Source organism: Streptomyces sp. NPDC003393 (assembly GCF_053589015.1).
The window spans coordinates 1-19,656 of sequence record NZ_JBSFRB010000063.1 but is presented as its reverse complement, the minus strand read 5'-3'; the positions used below and the strand labels follow the sequence as shown (position 1 = coordinate 19,656).

At 72.5% G+C, this 19,656-nt stretch carries 21 protein-coding genes and 1 pseudogene; 8 read left to right on the top strand and 14 right to left on the bottom strand.

All coding sequences use genetic code 11. The features are described 5' to 3' along the window. The first annotated feature begins 13 nt into the window (after positions 1-13). Positions 14-1,339: an MFS transporter gene (locus ACWDUZ_RS36300; RefSeq protein ID WP_451636098.1), complete on the top strand. Its 1,326-nt coding sequence runs from the start codon at positions 14-16 to the stop codon at positions 1,337-1,339. An 85-nt stretch (positions 1,340-1,424) separates the two neighbouring features. Continuing rightward, positions 1,425-2,186, top strand: a complete 762-nt coding sequence (locus tag ACWDUZ_RS36295; RefSeq protein WP_451636097.1) for an IclR family transcriptional regulator — start codon at positions 1,425-1,427, stop codon at positions 2,184-2,186. Between the two features lie 269 nt (positions 2,187-2,455). Here the strand turns inward: ACWDUZ_RS36295 and ACWDUZ_RS36290 are convergent, their stop codons facing one another. Continuing rightward, positions 2,456-3,304: a VC0807 family protein gene (locus tag ACWDUZ_RS36290; protein ID WP_451636096.1), complete on the bottom strand. Its 849-nt coding sequence runs from the start codon at positions 3,302-3,304 to the stop codon at positions 2,456-2,458. Beyond that, positions 3,301-3,966 (bottom strand): DUF3887 domain-containing protein, encoded by a 666-nt coding sequence (locus ACWDUZ_RS36285; RefSeq protein ID WP_451636095.1) that lies wholly within the window; start codon positions 3,964-3,966, stop codon positions 3,301-3,303. The genes ACWDUZ_RS36290 and ACWDUZ_RS36285 overlap by 4 nt, the downstream gene beginning before the upstream one ends. A 96-nt stretch (positions 3,967-4,062) precedes the next feature. On the opposite strand from ACWDUZ_RS36285, the gene ACWDUZ_RS36280 reads away from it, so the two are divergent. Beyond that, complete coding sequence (locus ACWDUZ_RS36280) at positions 4,063-4,482, top strand: helix-turn-helix transcriptional regulator (protein ID WP_451636094.1); 420 nt, start codon at positions 4,063-4,065, stop codon at positions 4,480-4,482. A gap of 10 nt (positions 4,483-4,492) precedes the next feature. Further along, positions 4,493-4,909 carry a VOC family protein gene (locus ACWDUZ_RS36275; RefSeq protein ID WP_451636093.1) on the top strand — a complete coding sequence of 139 codons (417 nt, stop codon included), beginning with the start codon at positions 4,493-4,495 and terminating at the stop codon, positions 4,907-4,909. Positions 4,910-4,954: 45 nt separating this feature from the next. Here the strand turns inward: ACWDUZ_RS36275 and ACWDUZ_RS36270 are convergent, their stop codons facing one another. From ACWDUZ_RS36270 to ACWDUZ_RS36245, 6 genes are all read right to left on the bottom strand, one after another. Further along, on the bottom strand, positions 4,955-5,782 hold the full coding sequence (locus ACWDUZ_RS36270) for a CAP domain-containing protein (RefSeq protein WP_451636092.1): 828 nt from the start codon (positions 5,780-5,782) through the stop codon (positions 4,955-4,957). A 398-nt stretch (positions 5,783-6,180) separates the two neighbouring features. Then, complete coding sequence (locus ACWDUZ_RS36265; protein WP_451636091.1) at positions 6,181-7,599, bottom strand: MFS transporter; 1,419 nt, start codon at positions 7,597-7,599, stop codon at positions 6,181-6,183. A gap of 108 nt (positions 7,600-7,707) precedes the next feature. Next, positions 7,708-8,427, bottom strand: coding sequence for a FadR/GntR family transcriptional regulator (locus tag ACWDUZ_RS36260; RefSeq protein ID WP_451636090.1), 720 nt, complete (start codon positions 8,425-8,427; stop codon positions 7,708-7,710). Between the two features lie 143 nt (positions 8,428-8,570). Continuing rightward, entirely contained in the window at positions 8,571-9,491 is a 921-nt protein-coding gene (locus tag ACWDUZ_RS36255) for a sugar kinase (protein ID WP_451636110.1), read from the bottom strand. 71 nt (positions 9,492-9,562) lie between these two features. Then, positions 9,563-10,207, bottom strand: coding sequence for a bifunctional 4-hydroxy-2-oxoglutarate aldolase/2-dehydro-3-deoxy-phosphogluconate aldolase (locus tag ACWDUZ_RS36250; RefSeq protein ID WP_451636089.1), 645 nt, complete (start codon positions 10,205-10,207; stop codon positions 9,563-9,565). Positions 10,208-10,492: 285 nt separating this feature from the next. Further along, on the bottom strand, positions 10,493-11,299 hold the full coding sequence (locus ACWDUZ_RS36245) for an SDR family NAD(P)-dependent oxidoreductase (RefSeq protein ID WP_451636088.1): 807 nt from the start codon (positions 11,297-11,299) through the stop codon (positions 10,493-10,495). A 226-nt stretch (positions 11,300-11,525) separates the two neighbouring features. Between ACWDUZ_RS36245 and ACWDUZ_RS36240 the strand changes: the two genes are divergently transcribed. After that, on the top strand, positions 11,526-12,650 hold the full coding sequence (locus tag ACWDUZ_RS36240) for a PP2C family protein-serine/threonine phosphatase (protein ID WP_451636087.1): 1,125 nt from the start codon (positions 11,526-11,528) through the stop codon (positions 12,648-12,650). Positions 12,651-12,953: 303 nt separating this feature from the next. On the opposite strand, the gene ACWDUZ_RS36235 is transcribed toward ACWDUZ_RS36240, so the two are convergent. The 5 genes from ACWDUZ_RS36235 to ACWDUZ_RS36215 form a co-directional block, all read right to left on the bottom strand. Then, positions 12,954-14,159: a cytochrome P450 gene (locus ACWDUZ_RS36235; protein ID WP_451636086.1), complete on the bottom strand. Its 1,206-nt coding sequence runs from the start codon at positions 14,157-14,159 to the stop codon at positions 12,954-12,956. Next, positions 14,159-15,157 carry a DUF1259 domain-containing protein gene (locus ACWDUZ_RS36230; RefSeq protein WP_451636085.1) on the bottom strand — a complete coding sequence of 333 codons (999 nt, stop codon included), beginning with the start codon at positions 15,155-15,157 and terminating at the stop codon, positions 14,159-14,161. Before ACWDUZ_RS36230 ends, ACWDUZ_RS36235 begins: the two co-directional genes overlap by 1 nt. Positions 15,158-15,283: 126 nt before the next feature. After that, the gene (locus ACWDUZ_RS36225) at positions 15,284-15,565 is read right to left on the bottom strand and encodes a hypothetical protein (protein WP_451636084.1); all 282 of its coding nucleotides are present in this window, start codon (positions 15,563-15,565) and stop codon (positions 15,284-15,286) included. Positions 15,566-15,584: 19 nt separating this feature from the next. After that, entirely contained in the window at positions 15,585-15,881 is a 297-nt protein-coding gene (locus tag ACWDUZ_RS36220; RefSeq protein WP_451636083.1) for a hypothetical protein, read from the bottom strand. A gap of 53 nt (positions 15,882-15,934) precedes the next feature. Next, positions 15,935-16,168, bottom strand: coding sequence for a hypothetical protein (locus tag ACWDUZ_RS36215; RefSeq protein WP_451636082.1), 234 nt, complete (start codon positions 16,166-16,168; stop codon positions 15,935-15,937). Positions 16,169-16,889: 721 nt separating this feature from the next. Here ACWDUZ_RS36215 and ACWDUZ_RS36210 point away from each other — a divergent pair. From ACWDUZ_RS36210 to ACWDUZ_RS36200, 3 genes are all read left to right on the top strand, one after another. Beyond that, the gene (locus tag ACWDUZ_RS36210; protein ID WP_451636081.1) at positions 16,890-17,909 is read left to right on the top strand and encodes a sigma-70 family RNA polymerase sigma factor; all 1,020 of its coding nucleotides are present in this window, start codon (positions 16,890-16,892) and stop codon (positions 17,907-17,909) included. Between the two features lie 71 nt (positions 17,910-17,980). After that, positions 17,981-18,709: an aspartate/glutamate racemase family protein gene (locus ACWDUZ_RS36205; RefSeq protein WP_451636080.1), complete on the top strand. Its 729-nt coding sequence runs from the start codon at positions 17,981-17,983 to the stop codon at positions 18,707-18,709. Between the two features lie 159 nt (positions 18,710-18,868). Continuing rightward, the gene (locus ACWDUZ_RS36200) at positions 18,869-19,321 is read left to right on the top strand and encodes a flavodoxin family protein (RefSeq protein ID WP_451636079.1); all 453 of its coding nucleotides are present in this window, start codon (positions 18,869-18,871) and stop codon (positions 19,319-19,321) included. A gap of 53 nt (positions 19,322-19,374) precedes the next feature. Here the strand turns inward: ACWDUZ_RS36200 and ACWDUZ_RS36195 are convergent. Further along, positions 19,375-19,556 (bottom strand): annotated as a pseudogene (locus ACWDUZ_RS36195) (ATP-binding cassette domain-containing protein); the annotation flags it as partial. Positions 19,557-19,656 lie beyond the last annotated feature (100 nt).

The window sequence follows — 19,656 nt, the reverse complement described above, 5'->3', positions numbered from 1 at the left end:
ACAGGGGTCAGGGATGACAGCGACGTCACCTGCCACCGACACCGCCGGAGCCGAGTCCGCGTACTCCGGCTTCTGGCGGTCCGCCCGCGCCCGCCACCTGATGCCGGTCGCGTTCGTCACGTACTCGCTCGCTTATCTCGACAAGTCCAACTACGCGATCGCGTCCGCCGGTGGCATGGCCGACGACCTGCATCTGTCCGCGGGAGCCGACTCCCTGATCGCCGCGTCGTTCTTCCTCGGCTACTTCTTCTTCCAGATCCCCGGAACGATCTACGCCGAACAGCGCAGTGCCCGCCGGCTGGTCGCCTGGTCGACCGTCGTCTGGGGGCTGCTCGCCGTCGCCCAGGGGCTGCTCAGCAGCCCCGCGCAGCTGATCGCGGTCCGCTTCGCGCTCGGTGTCGTCGAGGGAGCGGTGCTGCCGTCGATGGTCATGCTGCTCGGCCGCTGGTTCACGCGCGGCGAGCGCGGACGCGCCAACACCCTGCTCATCCTCGGGAACCCGGTCACCGTGATGTGGCTGTCGGCGGTCTCCGGCTGGCTGGTGTCCGTCTCCGACTGGCGCGTGATGTTCATCGCCGAAGGGGTGCCCTCCGTGCTGTGGGGACTGTGCTGCCTGCGGCTCATCAAGGACCGTCCCGAGCAGACGCACCGCCTGCCCGCACACGAACTCGACCTGCTGCGCGCAGACCTGGCCGCCGAGCAGGCCGCGGCACCGCCCGTGTCCGGCACCCTGCGCCGCCAGTACCGCACCGTGCTGCGTTCGACCTCGGTGCTGATCATGGCCGCCCAGTACTTCTTCTGGTCCTTCGGCATGTACGGCTTCGTCTTCTGGCTCCCCGCAATCATCAAGAAGGGCTCCGGCCAGGGCATCGGCGCCACCGGACTGCTCACGGCCATCCCGTACGCCTGCGCGGCCTGTGCGATGCTGCTCAACTCCCGCCTGTCCGACCGCAGCGGCCGTCGTCGCGCCGCCGTGTGGCCGTGGCTGGGCTGCGGCGGACTCGCCCTCCTCGCCTCCTACGCCGCCGGCGACCACTTCCCCGTGGCCCTCGCCCTGCTCGTCGTCGCGGGCCTGTGCCTGTACGCGCCGTACGGACCGTACTTCGCCCTGGTCTCGACGCTCGCCCCGCCCGGAATCGCGGGCGCCGCCGTCGCCCTGGTCAACTCCTTCGGCGCGCTCGGCTCCTTCGCCGGGACCTACCTGGTCGGCTGGGTGCGCGGGACGCAGTTCGGCGACGCCGGCGCCTTCGGGCTGATGGCGGTCTGCGCCCTGCTCGCCGCGGGACTGACCCTGGCCGTCCCCGAACCGACGGCTGCCCGGCCGGTCCCGGTACCGTGATCGTCGACGCGGCGGCCGGGCGGAGCGCCGACGGCCGCCGCATCGACACCGACGGCGACGGCACGGAACCACGGAGGCGTACACGGTGACCACACCATCCGGCGACGACATGCTGGGCCGGGGACTGCGGCTGCTGACCGTGCTGGCCGAGCACCCCGCCGGACTCGGCGTGAGCGCCGCCGCCCGCGCCGCCCGGCTCCCCGTCAGCAGCGCCCACCGGATCCTCGGCAGGCTCGTCGAGGAACGGTTCGCCACCTACGACGAGGACGCCCGGCGCTATGCGCTGGGCTGGCGCGTCCTGGAGCTGTCCCGGGGCTTCCAGCGCTCACCCGCCGGGTACTCCGCCGCCGCGGCACCCATGCGACGGCTGGCCACACGCACCGGGCTGCCCGCCATCGCAGGCATCCTGCACGGCACCGACGTCCTGCTCGTGCTCTCCGTGCAGGGCACCCAGCACCTTCAGCTGCGCAGCGCCGAGGGCACCCGCAACCCGTGGCATGCCACCTCGCTCGGCAAGGCCCTCGTCGCCGCGCTGCCAGAGGAGGAGGGCGAGCGGCTGCTGTCCGGACCGCTCCCGGCGGTGACGCCCCGCACGATCACCGATCCCGCCCGACTCCGCGATGAACTCGCGCTCGTGCGACAGCGGGGCTGGTCCGAGGTCGACGAGGAGAACGAGATCGGCGTCCGCTCCATCGCCGCCGCCCTGCCCGGCCCCTCCGAGAACACCCCGCCCCTGGCCGTCTCCCTCGCGGCCACGGTCATCCTCACCGAAGCCGACCAGCTCCGTGCCCACGCACCCGCGCTGCGGCAGTGCGTGGAGGACATCGCCGCGCACATGTCGCCTTGAGTCCCTGTGCCGGTGCTCGGTCTCCGGGAGGCGTCAGACGGCGCCCGGGGCCGCTTCCATCAGGGCGTCGACGGTGAGCGGACCGAGCGCGTGGGAGGCGAGGGGGCTGTCCACGGTGAGGAGATTCCGGTCCCGGCGCGTCCGGCCGGTCACGTCGTCGTCGACGACGTTCGGCCCTCCTTGCCGAGCAGGTCGGCGACGAGCCACGGCAGGTGGCGAGCAGCGCGGCCGGACCTCGCCCGGAGGGCGTGCGGCTACCCCCCGACCGGTCAGTGCGAGCCGAGGACCAGCCTGAGGACGACCACGGCGCCGGCGGCGGTCAGGACGATGAGGCGGGCCTGCCAGGTGCGCGGGCCCCAGCCGAGACCGTGCCGTCGGGGGCCGAACCAGGCGGTGTCCTGCCCGCCGCGGCCGTTTCCGTCGGGGGTGGTCTGGCCGTCGGCCGCTCTCCCCGCGGCCGGTTGCGGTCGGTTCCGGGCGGTGCGGTACCGGTGGAGGAGCGCGGCGGCCACGCCGAGTGCGGCCACGGCCCATCGGACCACGCGCGAGGTCACCAGGAAGGCGCCGGTCGAGAGGGAGAAGGCGAGCGCCGCGGTGACCGCGGCCTCCGCGAGGCAGACGACTCCCACGATCAGCGTGATCCCGGTGAGACGGCGTCGCAGGCGAGCCGCGTCGTCGGCGCGCGCGAGGGCGGTGCGCACCCGGGGCTCGCGGCGGGCGGCGGCCCGCAGGAGGTGCTCCACCAACGGCCGCCGCACGGCGACCGATATGAGGCAGGCCAGGCCGAACAGGCCGGTCGCCAGCGGACGGTACAGCTTCAGCGGCAGCGAACTCCCGCCGGACAGCACCGTGGCGACCAGCGCGAGACCGAAACCCGCCGCGACCAGCAGACCGCCCCACAGCGAGCGGCGTCCGGTCAGCGATGAGGCCAGGGCCAGACCGACCGGGGCGGCCACGGCGATCGCCAGCGACGTCCCGTCGCTGTGGACGACCGGCCGGAGCAGGTAGTACAGAGCGAGCGGCAAGAGCGAGGCGGCGACCAGGAGGACGACGGGGGAGCGCCGGCGCCCGCCGCCGGGCGAGGACTCCGGACCGTGCGGACGGTACGGCTCTGTCATGATCCTTCCGTTTCTGCCGGCAGCACGAAGAAGCCGGCCACCTGTCCGTCCGCGTCGAAGGCGACCCGCCGCAGCAGTTCACCCCGTTCGTACGCCATCGGAACGTCGACCACGGTGTAGCCGGAGACGGCCCGGACGGACGGCGTGCCCATGGCCCGGAAGGCGCCGCGTTCGCGGTCGGCCTTCTGCCAGACGGTGCGCAGCAGGTCGGCCGGGGCCGCCTGCGCCATACGGGCATCGAAGCGGGCGCGCATCTCCTCCCAGCGCTGCTCCGTGAACAGCTCGAGCACACGCAGCGCCTCCTCGGCCGCACCGGGCAGCAGTGCGGCGGCCCCCGGCGTGCCGTCCGCGGCCGCCGTCTCCCCGGGCCCGCCGAAGCGCTGGAACGCCGCCTGCCGGGTCACGTGCAGCATCTGGCCGATGGCCGCCCAGCTCAGCCCGCGGTTCCGGGCCTGGCGCACAAGGGTGCGCTGGATGTCGTCGACGACCCGGGCAAGACCGCGGGAGGCCGCGAGCGCGGCAAGCACCGGTTCGCCGCCTGTCTCCCGTTCGCCCATGAGGACGCTCACCGCGAGCTCCGCGTTGGCCTTCAACGTCCAGGCCATGACCTGCCGGTCCGCCGCGTCGGTGGCCCGCAGGGCGTCGTCTTCGGTGTCGCTCACGTCGTAAAGGTGCCTTGACACCCCTCAGGATGTCAAGAAACCTTTACACCGCGCGGATCCGGGTCGGCCGCGGACGCGCTGTGGGATGCTGTGCCGGTGACGCTGGAAGACCTCGTCCGGCTGCGCCGGGCCCGCGATGTCATGGACCGCGACTACGAGAAGCCGCTCGACGTGGCGGCGCTGGCCCGCGTCGCCCTCATGTCACCGGGTCACTTCTCCCGCAGCTTCCGCGCCGCCTACGGGGAGACGCCGTACAGCTACCTGATGACGCGCAGGATCGAGCGGGCCAAGGCGCTGCTGCGGCGGGGTGACATGACGGTGACGGAGGTCTGCTTCGCGGTCGGCTGTACCTCGCTGGGCTCCTTCAGCTCCCGCTTCACCGAACTGGTCGGCGAGAGCCCCAGCTCGTACCGGTCCCGCGGCCATGACGAGGGAGCGGCCATCCCGCCGTGCATCGCGAAGATCCATATGCGACCCGTCCGGAACGGGGGAGCGGAACCCGCCCCCCGCTCGTAGCGTGAAGCACATGGAGATCAAGCTTTCCACGTGCTTCATCGCCGTCGACGACCACGACCGGGCGCTGGCCTTCTACCGGGACGTTCTCGGGCTGGAGGTGCGCAACGACGTCGCGTACGAAGGGATGCGCTGGGTGACCGTGGGAGCCCCCTCGCAGCCCGACGTGGACATCGTCCTCGAACCGCCCCTCGCCGATCCGGGCGCATCGCCCGCCGACCGCCGGGTCATGGCCGAACTGCTGGCCAAGGGACTGCTGCGCGCCGTCATCTTCCAGACCGACGACTGCGACGCCACCTTCGAGCGCATCCGTGACGCGGGCGGAGAGGTGCTGCAGGAGCCGGCCGACCAGCCCTACGGCGTCCGCGACTGCGCCTTCCGCGATCCCTCCGGCAACATGCTGCGCTTCAACCAGCCGCGCCGGCCGTGAGACCACGGTGGTCCCACGGCCGGCGAGCGGTTTCGGCGTCCGGTGTCAGCGTTCGGTGCCGAAGTCCTGGGTCCAGTAGCTGTCGGGCTGGGCGAGACCGACGCCGATCTCCTTGTACCCGCAGTTGAGGATGTTCTCCCTGTGGCCGGGGCTGTCCATCCAGGCCGCCATGACCTTCTCCGGAGTGGAGTAGCCGTAGGCGACGTTCTCGCCGTACGAGCTCCAGTTGTAGCCGGCGCGGGTGATCCGGTCGCCCGGGGACGACCCGTCGGAGCCGGTGTGCGACATGTTCCGGTGGGCGGCCATGTCCTCGCTGTGCGCCTGTGCGGCCTTGGTGAGGTCCGCGTTCACGGTGAGGGGCGAGCAGCCGACCTTGGCCCGCTCGGCGTTGACGAGCTGCACGACACGGGCGATGTCCCCGGACGCCGTCGCACCGGCCTGCGGGGCACTCGGGGAGGGGGTGGCCGTGGCGGTGGGAGCGGTCGTCGTCTTCGGAGTCGCGGCCGAGCCGCCTGCCGTGTGGCGGGGCGTGGCGGTGGTGTGCGTGGGCGCGGGGGTCCTGTGCTGGGGTGCGCCGGTGCTCGGTGCGCTGTGCTTCGGGGTGCTCGGCGTGGGGGTCGCGGTCGCCGACGCCGTCGGGGCCGGCTTCGCGGCCTTGTGAGCGTGGCCGTCACCGTGCTCGTGGTGCCGCCCGCTGTGGGACTGCCGCCACGACGTCGTGGTCGCCTCCGCCTCGGAGCGGTGGGACCGGTTCTCCCCGCCGCCCGACCAGTCGGTACAGGCCAGGGCGACGGACGGCACTCCCAGAGCGCCGATGGCTGCGGCGGCGATGACTATCCGCCGGTAAGGCTGCTTTTTGCGATGCTTGCTCATGCGTGACCTCACTCGGTGATCGCCGAGCGCTCCTTACGTGGTTGGCTCCGCACGTCAGTGCGCTGCCGAACTACTGCGGCGACGTGCTGGGATCGTCATTCTTAGGACCCCTTTACCGGGGGCACAAAGACCGGATCTACTACTGCGCTTCGTAGCCGAAGTCGGCGCTTGCAAAGGCGAGTGGGTGCGTGCTGAGCAGGCCGGCGCGACTTCCGCCGCGTACTGCCGCTCCATCAGAAGGCCGTCGTCGAACCAGAGGCAGCGGTGCCGCCGACCGGACTGCATCCCGTCCTGCCCGTCGCGGCGCACGCCCGGGCCAAGCCGGACAAGTCCCATATGTCGCCAGGGCGTCCTCTACTACTCCGGGGGCATAGTTGGCCGAATTCGTGTGACGGATGTCACGCAACCGTGCGTTTCGCCGGTACGCACCACCATGCGAGCCCCGCCGCGGTGAGGTAGGCCAGTGCGCCGACCGCCATGCTCGTGCGCAGCCCGGAGCCGCCGGTGGCGGTCATGGCGAGCAGGCTGCCCCCCAGCGCCACACCCGTGGCGCTGCCGATCTGACGGGTGGTGTTGAACAGCGCGGAGGCGGCCCCCGCGTACTCCGCCGGCGCGGCCGCCATCACCGTGGCCGTCGAGCCGGTCAGGGCGAAGGAGGTGCCGAACCCGGCGGCCATCATCGGAACCACCAGCAGCGGGTAGGACGCGTCGGCCCCGGCCGCGGCCCAGCCGGCCGGCCCGAGCGCGGCCAGCAGCATTCCGCACACCACCAGCGGACGGTCACCGGTGCGCCGCGTCAGCCGCCCGGACAGGACGGAGGCGAACATGGTCATCGTCACCGCCGGGAACAGCGCCAGTCCGGTGTCGAGGGCGCTGAGACCCCGCCGGCGCTGGAAGTCCAGGCTGGCGGTGAACACCATCCCGTAGAAGCCGAAGTTGAACAGCAGGCCGATGACGGCTCCGCCGCTCATCGTGCGCGAGCGCAGCACGCTCGGCGGGAGCGCGGGAGAGCCGGCCAGCCGCTCGCGCACCGCGAACGCCACGCCGGCCACCGCCGCCAGTCCCAGCCCGGCGAGGACGCCGGGATCCGACCAGCCACGGCGTCCCGCCTCGTTGAGGGCGGCGGTCAGCAGGGCCACCGCAGCCACGACCGCGCACTGCGCCGGCCGGTCCAGGGCCCGGGCGGGGTGGAGCGGCGAGCGGGAGACGTGCCGCAGCGTCAGCGCCAGGCACGCCACGCCGACCGGCAGATTGATCAGGAAGATCCACCGCCAGCCCACGGTGGTGACCAGCAGCCCGCCCAGCAGCGGTCCGGCCGAGGCCGCGATGCCCGCCATCGAGCCCCACAGCCCGAAGGCCCGCGACCGTGCGGCCGGCACCGGGTAGGCCTGCTGGAGCAGGGCGAGGGAACCGGGCACGATCAGTGCCGCGCCCAGCCCCTCCACCAGCCGGGCCCCGATGAGGAAGAGGGCGCTTGGCGCGAACGCGCACGCGGCCGACGCCACCGTGAACACCACGACGCCCGAGCAGAAGACGCGGCGGTTCCTCATCCGGTCGCCCAGGGCACCACCGGTCATCAGGAACCCGGCGAAGACCAGCGTGTACGCGTCAGTGATCCACTGGATGCCGGTGAGCGAGGCGGACAGTTCACGGCCCACCACCGGCACCGCGACATTGATGATCGTCACATCGAGGATCACCATGAAGTACCCGGTGCAGACCGCCAGCAGCGGCGCCCAGGACCGCCTGGCGGGCCCGGGGGCCGGCGGGGTGGGCGGCACGGGTTCGCCCGCACCGGCGGAATCCGCGAACGTCACGTCCCCCACTCCATCAAGGAACACGGGGAACACCCGGGCGACACCGCGGCACCCGGCCGGCGACGGGGCCGACCGGGCCCGCGACGGAGCCGACCGGGCCGCCGGCGCTCAGGAGCGCGGTGCGGTTCCGGGCAGATGAGTCACGTGCTCGAGGTCCTCGGCAGCCTTGGCCAGCAGGTCCAGCATGGCGAACTCGGCGCGCGCGGGGTCCTGGTCGCGGACGGCGTCGAGCACTGCGCGGTGGCTGGGGACCGGGTCGTCGGCATCACCGTGGGTGTGGACCATGCGGTCGCGCTCCCTGAGTCCGGGCTCCAGCAGGATGTCCATCCGGCGCAGCATCTCGTTCCCGGTGGCGGCGAGCAGGGCCCGGTGGAACGCGACGTCCGCCTCGGCCGCGGCCGCGGAGTCCACCTGCGCCCGGCCCATGGCGTCCAGGGCGGCCTCGAGGGCGGCCAGGTCGGCGTCGGTGCGGTGCAGCGCGGCACGGTGCGCCGCGGCCGGCTCGACGATGGAACGCACGTCGGCGAGGTCGCGCAGCAGGTGGGCGCCGTCGCCGGTCTCCATGCGCCAGCGGATGACGTCGGCATCGAGCAGGTTCCAGTGGACCCGCTCCCGCACGTAGGTGCCGCGCTTCTGCCGTGCGTCGGTGAGTCCCTTGCCGGCCAGCACCTTCAGGGCCTCCCGCATCACGGTCAGGCTCACGTCGAGTTCGCTTCCGAGCGCTCCGATGTCCAGGATCTCGCCCTCCGCGAACTCACCCCCCACGATGCGGGCCCCCAGCTTGTGCACGACCTGCCCGTGCACGCCTCGGCCGGAGTAGGACGCCATGCGGTTCTCCTCGGAGTGAGACGGGTGGTGGTGGCTGGCGGCAGAAGTCTACCGCTTGCCATTATTTATGAATTTCGATGCGGCGCCTTGCGATTCGGGGTGTGACTCCCGGCGTGAGGAGGGAGGCCCGAGGGACGGGCGGGTCAGCGGACGGCACTGCCCGGGGGGACGTCCAGCAGGGCGAGTTCGTCACGGTGGGGGAGCCCCTCCCAGTCACCGGCGGTGGCGACCGCGAACGCCCCGGTGGCGCACGCGCGCCTCAGCCGCCCGGCCGGCGGCAGACCGTCCAGCAGCCCCGAGAGATAACCCGCGCAGAAGGCGTCCCCGGCACCGACGGTGTCGACGACGGGCACGGGATGCGCGGGTCGCCGGATGCGGTGGCCGTCGCGGCCGTACAGTTCCGCGCCGTCGCCGCCGCGCTTGACGACCACCTCGCGCGCGCCGGCCGCCAGGATGTCCGCCACCTGGGCATCCTCGCCGTCGGTGTCGTCGCCCGCGAGCAGGGGAAGCTCGTCGTCCGAGGCGATGACCACGTCGACGCCGCCGCGCAGAGGACGCAGCACCCGAGCGGCCTGCTCCCGGCTCCACAGCCGGGCCCGGTGGTTCACGTCCAGGACGACGGTCCAGCCGTGTTCGCGCGCGTGCCCGACCGCGGCCGCCACCGCCGCCCGCGGGCCGGGCCCGAGGGCGCAGGTGATGCCGGTGACATGCAGGACGCGGGCGCCGGCGGTCAGGGCCCCGGCCAGGTGCTCGGGCCGCTGGCGGGAGGCGGCCGACCCGGTACGCCAGTAGTGCACGCGGGCGACGTCCGCGACGCGGCGTTCGCGCAGCATGGAACCGGTGGGCGCGTCCGGGTCGGTCGTGGCGTGGTGTACGTCCACGCCTTCGCCGCGCAGCGTGCGCAGGATCAGACGGGCCGGCTCGTCGGCGCCCAGCCGGCCCGCCCACGAGACACGGTGTCCCAGCCGGGCCAGCCCGATGGCGACGTTCGACTCCGCGCCCGCGATCGTGGTGCGGGCCGGCGCGCCCACGGCGACGGGCCCTTCGGCCTGCAGCGACAGCATCGTCTCGCCGAAGGTCACGACGTCGGCGGCCACGGTCTGTCCGGTGGGCGCCTCGGCTGTGGCGGGAGGCTTCACGCGCGCGGCTCCCGTCGTCGGCAGACGGAACGGAACCGTCGTGCCCGGCGCCGCAGTTCCCCCAGGTCCCCGCCCTGGGCGGCGTCGCCGACGAGCGGCGACCCCACACCGACCGCGAGGGCACCGGCCGCGAAGTACTCCGTGGCCGCGTCCGCGTCCACGCCCCCGACCGGGACCAGCGGCATGTCGGGGAAGGGATCCTTGAGCGCTCTGAGGTAGGCCGGTCCGCCCAGGGACGCCGGGAAGAGTTTCACGGCGGTGGCACCCGCCGCCATGACGGAGGCCGCCTCGGTCGGGGTCAGTGCCCCGGCCAGGACCGGCAGCCCGTGCTGTACGGCGGCGGTGACGATGCCACCGCCCACGGGTGTGACCACCCAGGAGGCGCCGGTGTCGCGGGCGCGCAGCAGATCGTCCCGGGTGACGACGGTGCCGGCGCCGATGAAGGCGTCCCGTCCGGCTTCCCGGACGGCCTCGGCGATCACGTCGCAGGCGCCGTCGGTGGTGAGGGAGACCTCGATCAGACCGACGCCCTCCTCGGCGAGCGTGAGCACCGTACGCAGGGCCGCTGGTGCCGAGCGTCCGCGCACGATGGCGGCGAGCCGGTCACGGCTCAGCAGGGTGGTGAGATCGGTCGGGTCCACGGGGCGGCTCCTGGGGGCTGAGGCGGCGAGGATGGTGACGAGGACGGTCGGAGGGCCGTGCGGTGCGCACGACGGTCACAAGGGCGGCGGGTGCGGGGCCGGTCCGGCGAGCGCCGTCACCTCGGCGAACGATCCGTCCGGGTGCCGCCGGACCGGGCAACGCGCGTGCGGGCTGCCGTCGTCCGCTGCACGTCCGGCCTTCGGCGGACCGGCGAAGGTCTGGGCGCGGCTGATCCGCAAGGGACTACGGCTCCCGCGCTGGGTGAGGGCCGGCACGCGCCCCGTCTACGACGAGGTCTTCAGCACGCTCCACCCTCCGTCGACGACGAGTGAGGCGCCGGTGACGAACGACGCGTCCGCGCTCAGGAGGAAGGCGATGGCACCAGCGACCTCCTCGGGCCGTCCCAGACGGCCCAGCGCCGTCTGTTCCGCGCTGGCCTTCCGGTCCGTTTCGCCGATACCGTCCCAGGCGCGGGTCAGCACCGGTCCGGGCAGCACTGCGTTCACGCGCACGCCGGTGCCGCCGTACTCGACGGCGAGCTGCCGCATCAGCCCGGTGAGCGCGGCCTTGGCCGCCGCGTAGGCGGGGCGTCCGGGCATGCCCACCAGAGCGTGCACGGAGGACACGAACACGGCACTGCCACCGCCGGCGCGGAGGTCGTCCAGACACGCGCGGAACCCCAGGAAGCTCCCCGTGAGGCTGACGGCGAGCTGACGGTCCCACTCCGCCCGGTCGATGACGTCGGCGGAGGCGACGCGCACGGTGTAGGCGTTGCTGACCAGCGCGGACACGGGACCGAAGTGCTCCCGGGCCGTCTCGACGACGCGCGCCCACGCCGCCTCGTCCGAGACGTCGCCATGCCGGTAGACGGCACTCCCGCCGGTGCTTCTGATGGCCGCGGCCGTCTCCTCGCCCGGCTCGTCGAGCACGTCGACCAGCACCACCGCGGCACCTTCGGCGGCGAGCCGGTGTGCGGTGGCGGCGCCGATCCCCGAAGCCGCTCCGGTGACGACGACGCAACGGCCGGTGAACCGTCCTGGGACAGGGCGGTGTTCGGCGGGACGGTCTTCGACAGGGCGGTGCAGGTTCACGCGCGGGCTCCCGGGGCGGCTCTTGTCCGGCGACTGCCACGCGTGCGACAGCGGCGGCGGACAACGACAACGGCGACAACGACAACGGCGACAACGACAACGGCGACAACACGGAGGCGGGCCGTCGACGGCCCAGCTCAAGCCATTAAATATGAATTAATTGGCCTTGCCAAGGGGTTTCCGGTGGCAAGTGGATCCCTCATCGTCCGCGGGGCAGGCTGTACCCATGCGGTTGTACTCCCGATCAGCCCGGGGACGGATCTGGGGAGGTCACGAGGTCCTGCTCAGACTCACCCAGTGTGTGCCGTTCCTGATCGTGCTGTTCGGGCTGGGGATCGAGCTCTCACCCGGGCACATGATGTACACCGGCCCCCTGCTCACCGCGATGCCCGCGCTGGCGTCGCTGACGATGGGCCCCAAAGGCATCCTGGCGGCCGCGGTCGGGGCCCTCGCCGTCACCCTGATCACCGCCACCATCCACTCGGCCTGGCGCGGCGAGCAGGTCTACAGCAACCTTCTGGGCCTGCTGGTGGTCTCCGTGGCCAGCGTCACCACCAGCAGGTCCATGCAGGCACGCAGACAGGGCGAACTCGACCAGATCCGCCGCATCGCCGCGGCGGCGCAGAGCGTCCTGCTGCACCCCGTCCCCGCGCGGCTGGGACCGCTGCGGGCGGCCAGCATGTATCGCGCGGCCGAGTCGGGCGCGCAGATCGGCGGCGATCTGTACGAGGCCGTGCAGACCCGGTACGGGGTCCGGCTGATCGTGGGGGACGTCCGGGGCAAGGGGCTGCCTGCCGTCCGTTCGGCCGCGGCCGTGCTGGGCGCCTTCCGGGAGGCCGCGCACTACGACGAGGACCTGAGAGAGGTCATGAACCACTGTGCCGCCGCGCTGCGCCGGGAGTCCGCGGCCGAGGACGCGGCCGACGACGGGTCGGAGGGGGAGTGTTTCGTCACCGCACTGGTGGCCCAGATAGCTGACGGGTTCGTGGTCGAGGTGGTCAACCGCGGTCATCCGCCCCCGATGGTGCTGCGTCAAGGGAAGGTTCAGGCTCTGGTGCCCGACTCACCGCAGCCGCCCCTCGGCCTGGAGGACCTCGTGACGGGACCGACCTGCCGGCCGGAGCGCTACCCGTTCGCCCCCGGTGACCGGCTGCTGCTGCACACCGACGGGGTGATCGAGGCCCGCAACCGCGACAACGACTTCTTCGCGCTGCCCGAGCACATAGAAGCGGTGAGTCACGCCCGTACCCCCCGGGAGTTCCTGGACCGGCTGCACGAGAGCCTGATCGTGCACACCGGGGACCGTCTGGTCGACGACGTCGCGATGGTCGCCGTCGACCGGGTTGCCTAGCAGGAGTCCGGCCCAGGACGCCGGCCCGAGCCGGGCAGGCAGCATGACGCCCGGCCCGCTCCCCGCCGTACCGCAGAGGCGTACGAAGGAGGCGCACGGACGAGGCGCACGGATGAGCCTCGCACGGCGCGAACGCCTGGCCAGTCCTTCACCCTTGCGAAGGAACGACACCTCCGCCGCCCGGCGATAGCTTTCCTCGTCTCGGCTCCCACCCGACTCCGTGCGGACGCCGAGGCCGCGGTCCTCGTCCCCCACCCGTCCCCGGGAGGCGGGGACCGCGAGTGGACCCGGCGCGACCGGCCGCTACCAGGCCACCGGCAGCTCCAGCGGAAACCGCCGGATCGTCTTCGTGTCCCACCGCACCTCCTCGGGCGCCACCGCGAGCCGCAGCCCGGGGAAGCGTTCCACGAGCCGGCCGATGGCCACCTCGAGCTCCGCCATGGCCAGCGGCATCGCGATGCACCGGTGCCCGCCCCAGCCGAAGGTCATGTGAGGGCTGGTCGGCCGGTCGAGGTCGATGGCGTGCGGGTTCGGGTAACGCTCCGGGTCCCGGTTGGCCGTCAGGTACGACACATGGACGAAGTCGCCCGCCCGGATCCGTGCACCGTCCAGCTCCATGTCCTCCAGCGCGACCCTGGGGATCCCGACCCCCTTGCGGAACGGGATGTGACGGAGCAGCTCGTGCAGGACGTCGGTCAGGGACTCCGGCCGGCGCCTGAGGCGGTCCATCAGCTCCGGACGGGTCAGCAGCAGGTAGGTGATGTCGCTGATCTGGCAGGTCGCGGTGTCCTGGCCGCTGAGCGCCAGCATCAGCGTCATGACCGCCAGTTCCCTGTCGTCCAGCTGTTCCTCGCCGTCCCGCGCCGCGGCCATCGCGCTGATGAGGTCGTCGCCGGGTGAGTCACGGCGCTGTTCCACGAGTTTGGCGAAGTAGGCCGTCAGGTCCGCCTTGGCGGTCGCGGCGGTGTCCTTGTTGTCCGCGCCGGTGACGAGCAACTGGTGCACGGACTCCTGGATCCGGGGCCACTCCTGCTGTTCGATGCCGAGCAGGTCCAGGACGGTGTGCTGGGGGAGGGGGTCGGAGAGATGCCGGGCCAGATCCGCCGGCGGGCCCTCCCGCTCCATCTCGTCCAGCAGCAGGTCGGCCAGCCGGACGATACGGGGCCGCATGGCGTCGACCCGGGGCTGGGTGAAGGCCTGGGAGGCCAGGTGGCGGACGCGGCTGCTGTGCGGCGGGTCCATCACGTTGATCGACTCGGGAGAGACGATGGGCTCCGGCGTCATCCGCGGGTAGTCGAGGCCGACGATGCCCGCCCGGCTGAGCCGGTGGTCGGTGGTCACCTGCTTGACGGCGTCGAAGCCGGTGATCAGCCAGGCGTCGGCGTCGCCGTAGGGGAGCCGGATCCGTGCCGGGGCGTCGCGGCTCATCAGGTCCGCGAGCACGGGGTCGAACTCCAGCGCTTCGCTGAAGTCGAACGGGCAGGTGATCGTTTCCTTCTCCCGGGGCATCAGCCGGCTCCTCCGGACATCGGTACGACATTGGTGGTGTCCACGGCGCGGCGCAGGGCCCCGGCGAGCCGCACGGCGTCGCCCACGGCCCAGTAGTGGACGAAGAACAGACGCGGTTCGTCGGTCAGGTTGTGGTGGTGGAGCTCGACGAGTTCGACCCCGCCGCGCCGCAGCGCCACGAGAGCGGGCTGCACCTCCTCGGCGGTCATCACCAGGTCGCCGCTGATCGCGGCCCGTCCGCCGCCCAGGGGCTGGAAGTTGACGGAGGTGGTGGCGCCCAGTCCGGGAGGCAGGATCAGGTGGCCGTCGACGATGGTCTCGCGGCGTACGTAGGTGCACTTGTAGATCTGGCCGTCGGGGTAGCCCTTGACTCCCATCGCCGCGTCGATCGCGGCGGTGTCCAGGCGGACGGGCGGCGAGGCCGTGACCGGCTCGGCGGGCGGCGTGGCGGTGTGGGCGAAGGCGGCGCGGAGGCCTCGGGCGACGGCCACCGGATCGTTGCCGTGGGCGTGCACATGGACCCACCACACGTCCGGTTCGTGGGCCAGCAGGTGCTTGTGGATGGCGGTCGGCATGATCCGGTGCCCCTGCAGGACGTCGATGAAGGTCTGCAGCTCACGTTCGGTGACCACCGTGTCGCCCATGAGAAGGGTGCTGTGATCGGCGTAGCGCACGAAGGACACGTGCGTGCCGAGGGCGAGGGCCGGGTCGATCCGGACGCCGTGCGAGAAGACCTTGAGGTCCCGGCGCGGCAGGGCCGTGTGGTACATGAACCGCTTCATGTCGCCGGGCCTGCCGAGGGCCCTGCCCACGTCGGCCCAGTCCGTGAGCCGGGTCATCACGGGCTCGACCGGCGCATGCCGCGTACTCGCGGCGGACGCGGCACCGGCGGTGGCCGGCGCCCCGGTGAGGACGGGCGTCAGCGCGGCCACGGTGAGTACACGGCGCCGGGACGCGGGAAGAACGGAGCGGGCGGTCTGCTGTCGGTCGTCAGCCATGTCATGTGCCTCCTGGCGCGATGGAAGCACGGACGACGGCACGGACCGGTGATCCGCACGCCACATCCATCCACGTGGCTCAGGAGCCCATCCAGGTGGCGCAACAGCACGGCCCCGCCGGACCGCTCACGTCTCGACCACGGCGTCGCACTCGGGGCAGACCACGGCCTGGTGCTCCGCCGGGTACCAGGGCGTCTGCTGCTGCTCGGCCGGCTGCCGCGCGGCCCGCACCATGGCGAAGGTGTCCTTGCCGCACAGTGTGCGCGGCCCCGTCTCGGTGTGCGAGCCCGGGGCGGTGGGCGCCGCGTGCACCTTGTGGACGGGCGGTCGCTCACCACCGGCCGACTCCGTCGAGGGGCGCGTGGCCACCGGCTGGTCGAGTTCATACACGACGACGATCTCGCTCATGCTGTCAGCCATCCGACGGCTACCGCTGGGGAACGGCGAGTTGACGGCCGCGGTAGAAGCCCTCGTGCTCCTCCACCACGTACGGGGCCATGGCCGCGCGTCGCTGCGCCTCCGACTCGGAGGAGCGCCAGGCGTCGCAGGCCTCCTGCGACTCCCAGAAGGACACGCCGGTGATCTCCTGCCCGTCCGGCGACCAGTACGCGTAGGAGCGGTGCAGACCCCGCGGATACGGTTCGGGACGCCACGCCCTCTCGAACTCCTCCAGGGCGCCCGGCCTGAGGCGGCGTGTCGTCACCCAGACGTAGTACTCCTCCATGGTGGCCTCCTCCGCACCGCCGCGTCAGTACGCCGGCGCTGCCGTCGCGCCGGTCAGGCGTGGTCGACCAGTTGGGCGTGGCCCTTCTGCCGGGCGCAGTGGGCGCAGCAGAAGAACTGCCCGTCCGACTGGAGCCCGTGACCCAGGATCCGGCAGTTGCAGTTGTCACAGTGGGGAGCCATGCGCTGGGCCGCACACTCCAGGCTGTCGAAGACGTGCACCGCTCCGGCGGCTCGTACTTCGAAGGCCATCTCGTAGTCGTTGCCGCAGACTTCGCACGTCGCCATCGACTTCCTCCATCCGCTTCCCGCGGCGAGCGGGAATGGGCCCGGCCGCCGGTACAACCATGAGCCTGTGGCCGGTCCATGGGCGGCGCAACTCAGCAACGTACGGCGTGACGCGAACGGGTGAGCGGTGCACGGGCCGTGCGTCGGTCGCCCGTTCGGGACGCGGGGGCGGTGTGGAGCAGACCCACGAGTCCGAGCAGGGCCCCGTGCGGTGCGTCGTCGTCGATGTCCCCGTTGCGCTCGAAGCGCTCGCCGAAGGCGACGGACCGGGGTCGTTCCGGCGCATGGTGCCGGCCGGGTTCGGGATGTCCGCGTCGGCCTCATCGGCGGGAGGGGCTGAGAAGGGGCGGTGGGCGGGCGACGCGGAACCGGTGGCGCTCCGCCCGCGTAGGGGATTCGCCCGTCACCACGCCGGTGGAACCGGTCGCAGGCGTCCAGGTGACGACGCTCGTGGCGGTCGGGGATCGGGCCGGGCGTGCGGCCACGCCCGGCCGGCCTCGCCGCTCCCGGTCGGCACCCGGACCATGGCGCCCGAAGACGGCTGGGCGGCAGCCGCCGCCCGGAGCTCGCGGTCCCCGGAGCGCACCGCGGCGATCGCCGCACTCCTCGCACTGGGCCGGACCGGACGATTCTTTACTCATCGTCCGGCACGGCCCCCGGACCGCCGGGTACTCGGGCCATCCTGGACGCGAGGACATCGCGAGAAATGAGGAGCGCGATCATGGCTCCCGCGACACGGAAGACGACAGCGTCCGCACGGGACGGCCGGCAGGTCCCCGCCCGCGCCACGAAACGGCACAATCCGGCGCCCGAGCCGGACGGGGATCCCGACCTGCTGGGCCAGTACCTGCGGCAGGTCGGGGCGACCCCGCTGCTCGACGCGGCGGACGAGGTACGGCTGGCGCAGCGCATCGAGGCCGGCGTGCGGGCCGCGGAGGAACTGGCGCAGGCGGAGAGCGACGGGCGTGAGCTCGAGCGGCGGCACCGCCGGGAGCTGGAGCTGGCGGTGCACGACGGCCAGGAGGCCAAGGACCACATGGTGCGGGCCAACCTGCGGCTCGTCGTGTCCCTGGCCAAGCGGCACGCCCACCGCGGTCTGCCCCTGCTCGACGTGATCCAGGAGGGCAATCTCGGCCTCATCAGGGCCGTGGAGAAGTTCGACCACACCAGGGGGTTCAAGTTCTCCACCTACGCCACCTGGTGGATCCGCCAGGCGATCGAACGGGGTCTGGCCACGCACGCCCGCTCGGTGCGGCTGCCGATGCACGTCGTGGAACAACTGCACAAGATCGGCAAGGTCGAACGCAAGCTCCGGGTACAGCTCGGGCGCGAGCCCACGGCCGCGGAGGTCGCCCAGGACGGCGGTGTCACCGAGGACCGGGTCGTCTGGCTGCGGCGCGTCGGACGGCAGGTGATCAGTCTGGACATGCCGGTGGACGACACCGGCGAGACGGTGGTCGGCGACCTCATCCCCGACAGCGAGGTGCTGCAGGCCCCGGAGGTCGCCGAGTACCAGGCGCTCGCCGAGGAACTGCGCGAGGCCATGGACACCCTGGCGCCGCGCGAGGCGCTCATCCTCAGCCTCCGCTACGGCCTCCACGACGGGCGCCAGCGCACGCTCAAGGAGGTCGCGGAACACATCGGCCTGACCCGCGAGCGAGTCCGCCAGCTGGAGAAGCAGTCCCTCGCCCTGCTCAGGGCACAGGAACCGGGAGAACGCCTCCAGGCGTGGGCGAGTTGACGGGCACGACTTCCTGGGCCGACGACGGCCGCGGGCGACCGGCCGCCGACTCACAGAACCGCACGAGGACCATGCATCACTTCGGCATTCTGGCGCACAGCACGGGAGGCGCGGCGCTCCACTTCCTGGCCTACTGCGAGGAGGGGTTCGAGCGGACGGGCCGCCACGAACACCCGGACGTGACGCTGGACTACATCGCCCTCGGCCGCAGCATGGCGGCCTGGGACTCCGGCGACCACGACGCGGTACGCCGCACCCTCTCCGTGAGTGTGGACCGGCTGGCCCGCGCGGGCGCAGACTTCTTCGCCTGCCCGGACAACACCGCGCACATGGCCCTGGAGCGCCCCGGTCCCGACCTGGCCCTGCCGGGCCTGCACATCGCCGAGGTGGTCGCCGAGCAGGCCGTCCGGGACGGCCGCGAGCGCGTCGCCGTGCTCGGCACGAAGTACACCATGGACGGCCCGGTCTACCCCCGGGCGCTCACCGAGCGCGGGATCGCCATGGAACTGCCCGGACCCGAGGACCGCGAGGAGCTCAACCGGATCATCTTCGACGAGCTGGTCAGAGGGGTGCTCACGGAGTCCTCGCGCCAGGAGTACCTGCGCGTGATCACCGGACTGGCCGAGCGGGGCTGCGACGCGGTCGCCCTCGCGTGCACGGAGATCCCGCTCCTGATCACGCCCGATGTCTCTCCGCTCCCCACCCTCGACTCCACCCGCCTCCTGGCCCGGGCCGCCTACGAGGTGGCCGTCGGCGAACGGCCCCTGCCGTCCTGGCACGGCGGCCCGCCGGCCGGCTGACCCGGAACAGGTACGGGGTGGAGGGCGGAGCCTTCCGCGGTCCGGTGGCTTCGCCGGGGGCCGGGCCGCGGTGACGGACCCGCCCGGTCGCCGCGGGCCGGGGGTCCGGCGGGGCCACGATGTTGCGGGTGCGAGGGGCCTCGGGGCAGGGTTCGGGGTGTGGCTACCTTGCTGATCGTGCACCATACGCCGTCGCCGAACTGTCAGGCGCTGTTCGAGGCCGTCGTCGCAGGTGCGACGGCGCCGGAGATCGAGGGCGTACGGGTGGTGCGGCGCGCAGCACTGGCCACGACGGCCTCGGACGTGCTGGCCGCCGACGGCTGTCTGCTGGGCACCCCGGCGAACCTCGGCTACATGTCCGGTGCCCTCAAGCACTTCTTCGACCAGATCTACTACCCGTGCCTGGACACCACACGTGGCCGGCCGTTCGGCTTCTACGTCCACGGCGGCAACGACGTGACAGGCGCCGTGCGCGGGATCGAGTCGATCACGACGGGCCTGGGCTGGCGACGGGTGGCGGACCCGGTCACGGTGACCGGCGAGCCGGACAAGGACGACACCGAGGCGTGCTGGGAACTGGGCGCCACGGTCGCGGCAGGTCTGATGGCCTGAGACCCCGCGGCGCTCGCCGACCGCTCGAACCAAGGACGTGACGGGCCCCTGGCCGGCGTGCCCAGGAGGTCGAGGCTGCCGCTGCCGGCGATTGCCAGGCCCAGCCGGAGGCCGAGCAGCGTTGTCCTGCCGGCGCCGTTCGGGCCGACTCGGCCATGGATCTGACCCTGCTTCACATCCAGATCGAGCCGTCGAGTGCGACGACTTCGCCGAAACACCCGGCGGTCTCGCGCACCTGGAGGTGGGTGTGCCGAAGGCCGGTGTCGGCAGTGGGTGTTGCTGTCGGTGCCGGCCTTGGGGGTGTGGGGGTGTTGTTGGGGTGTCTGGGGTCAGTA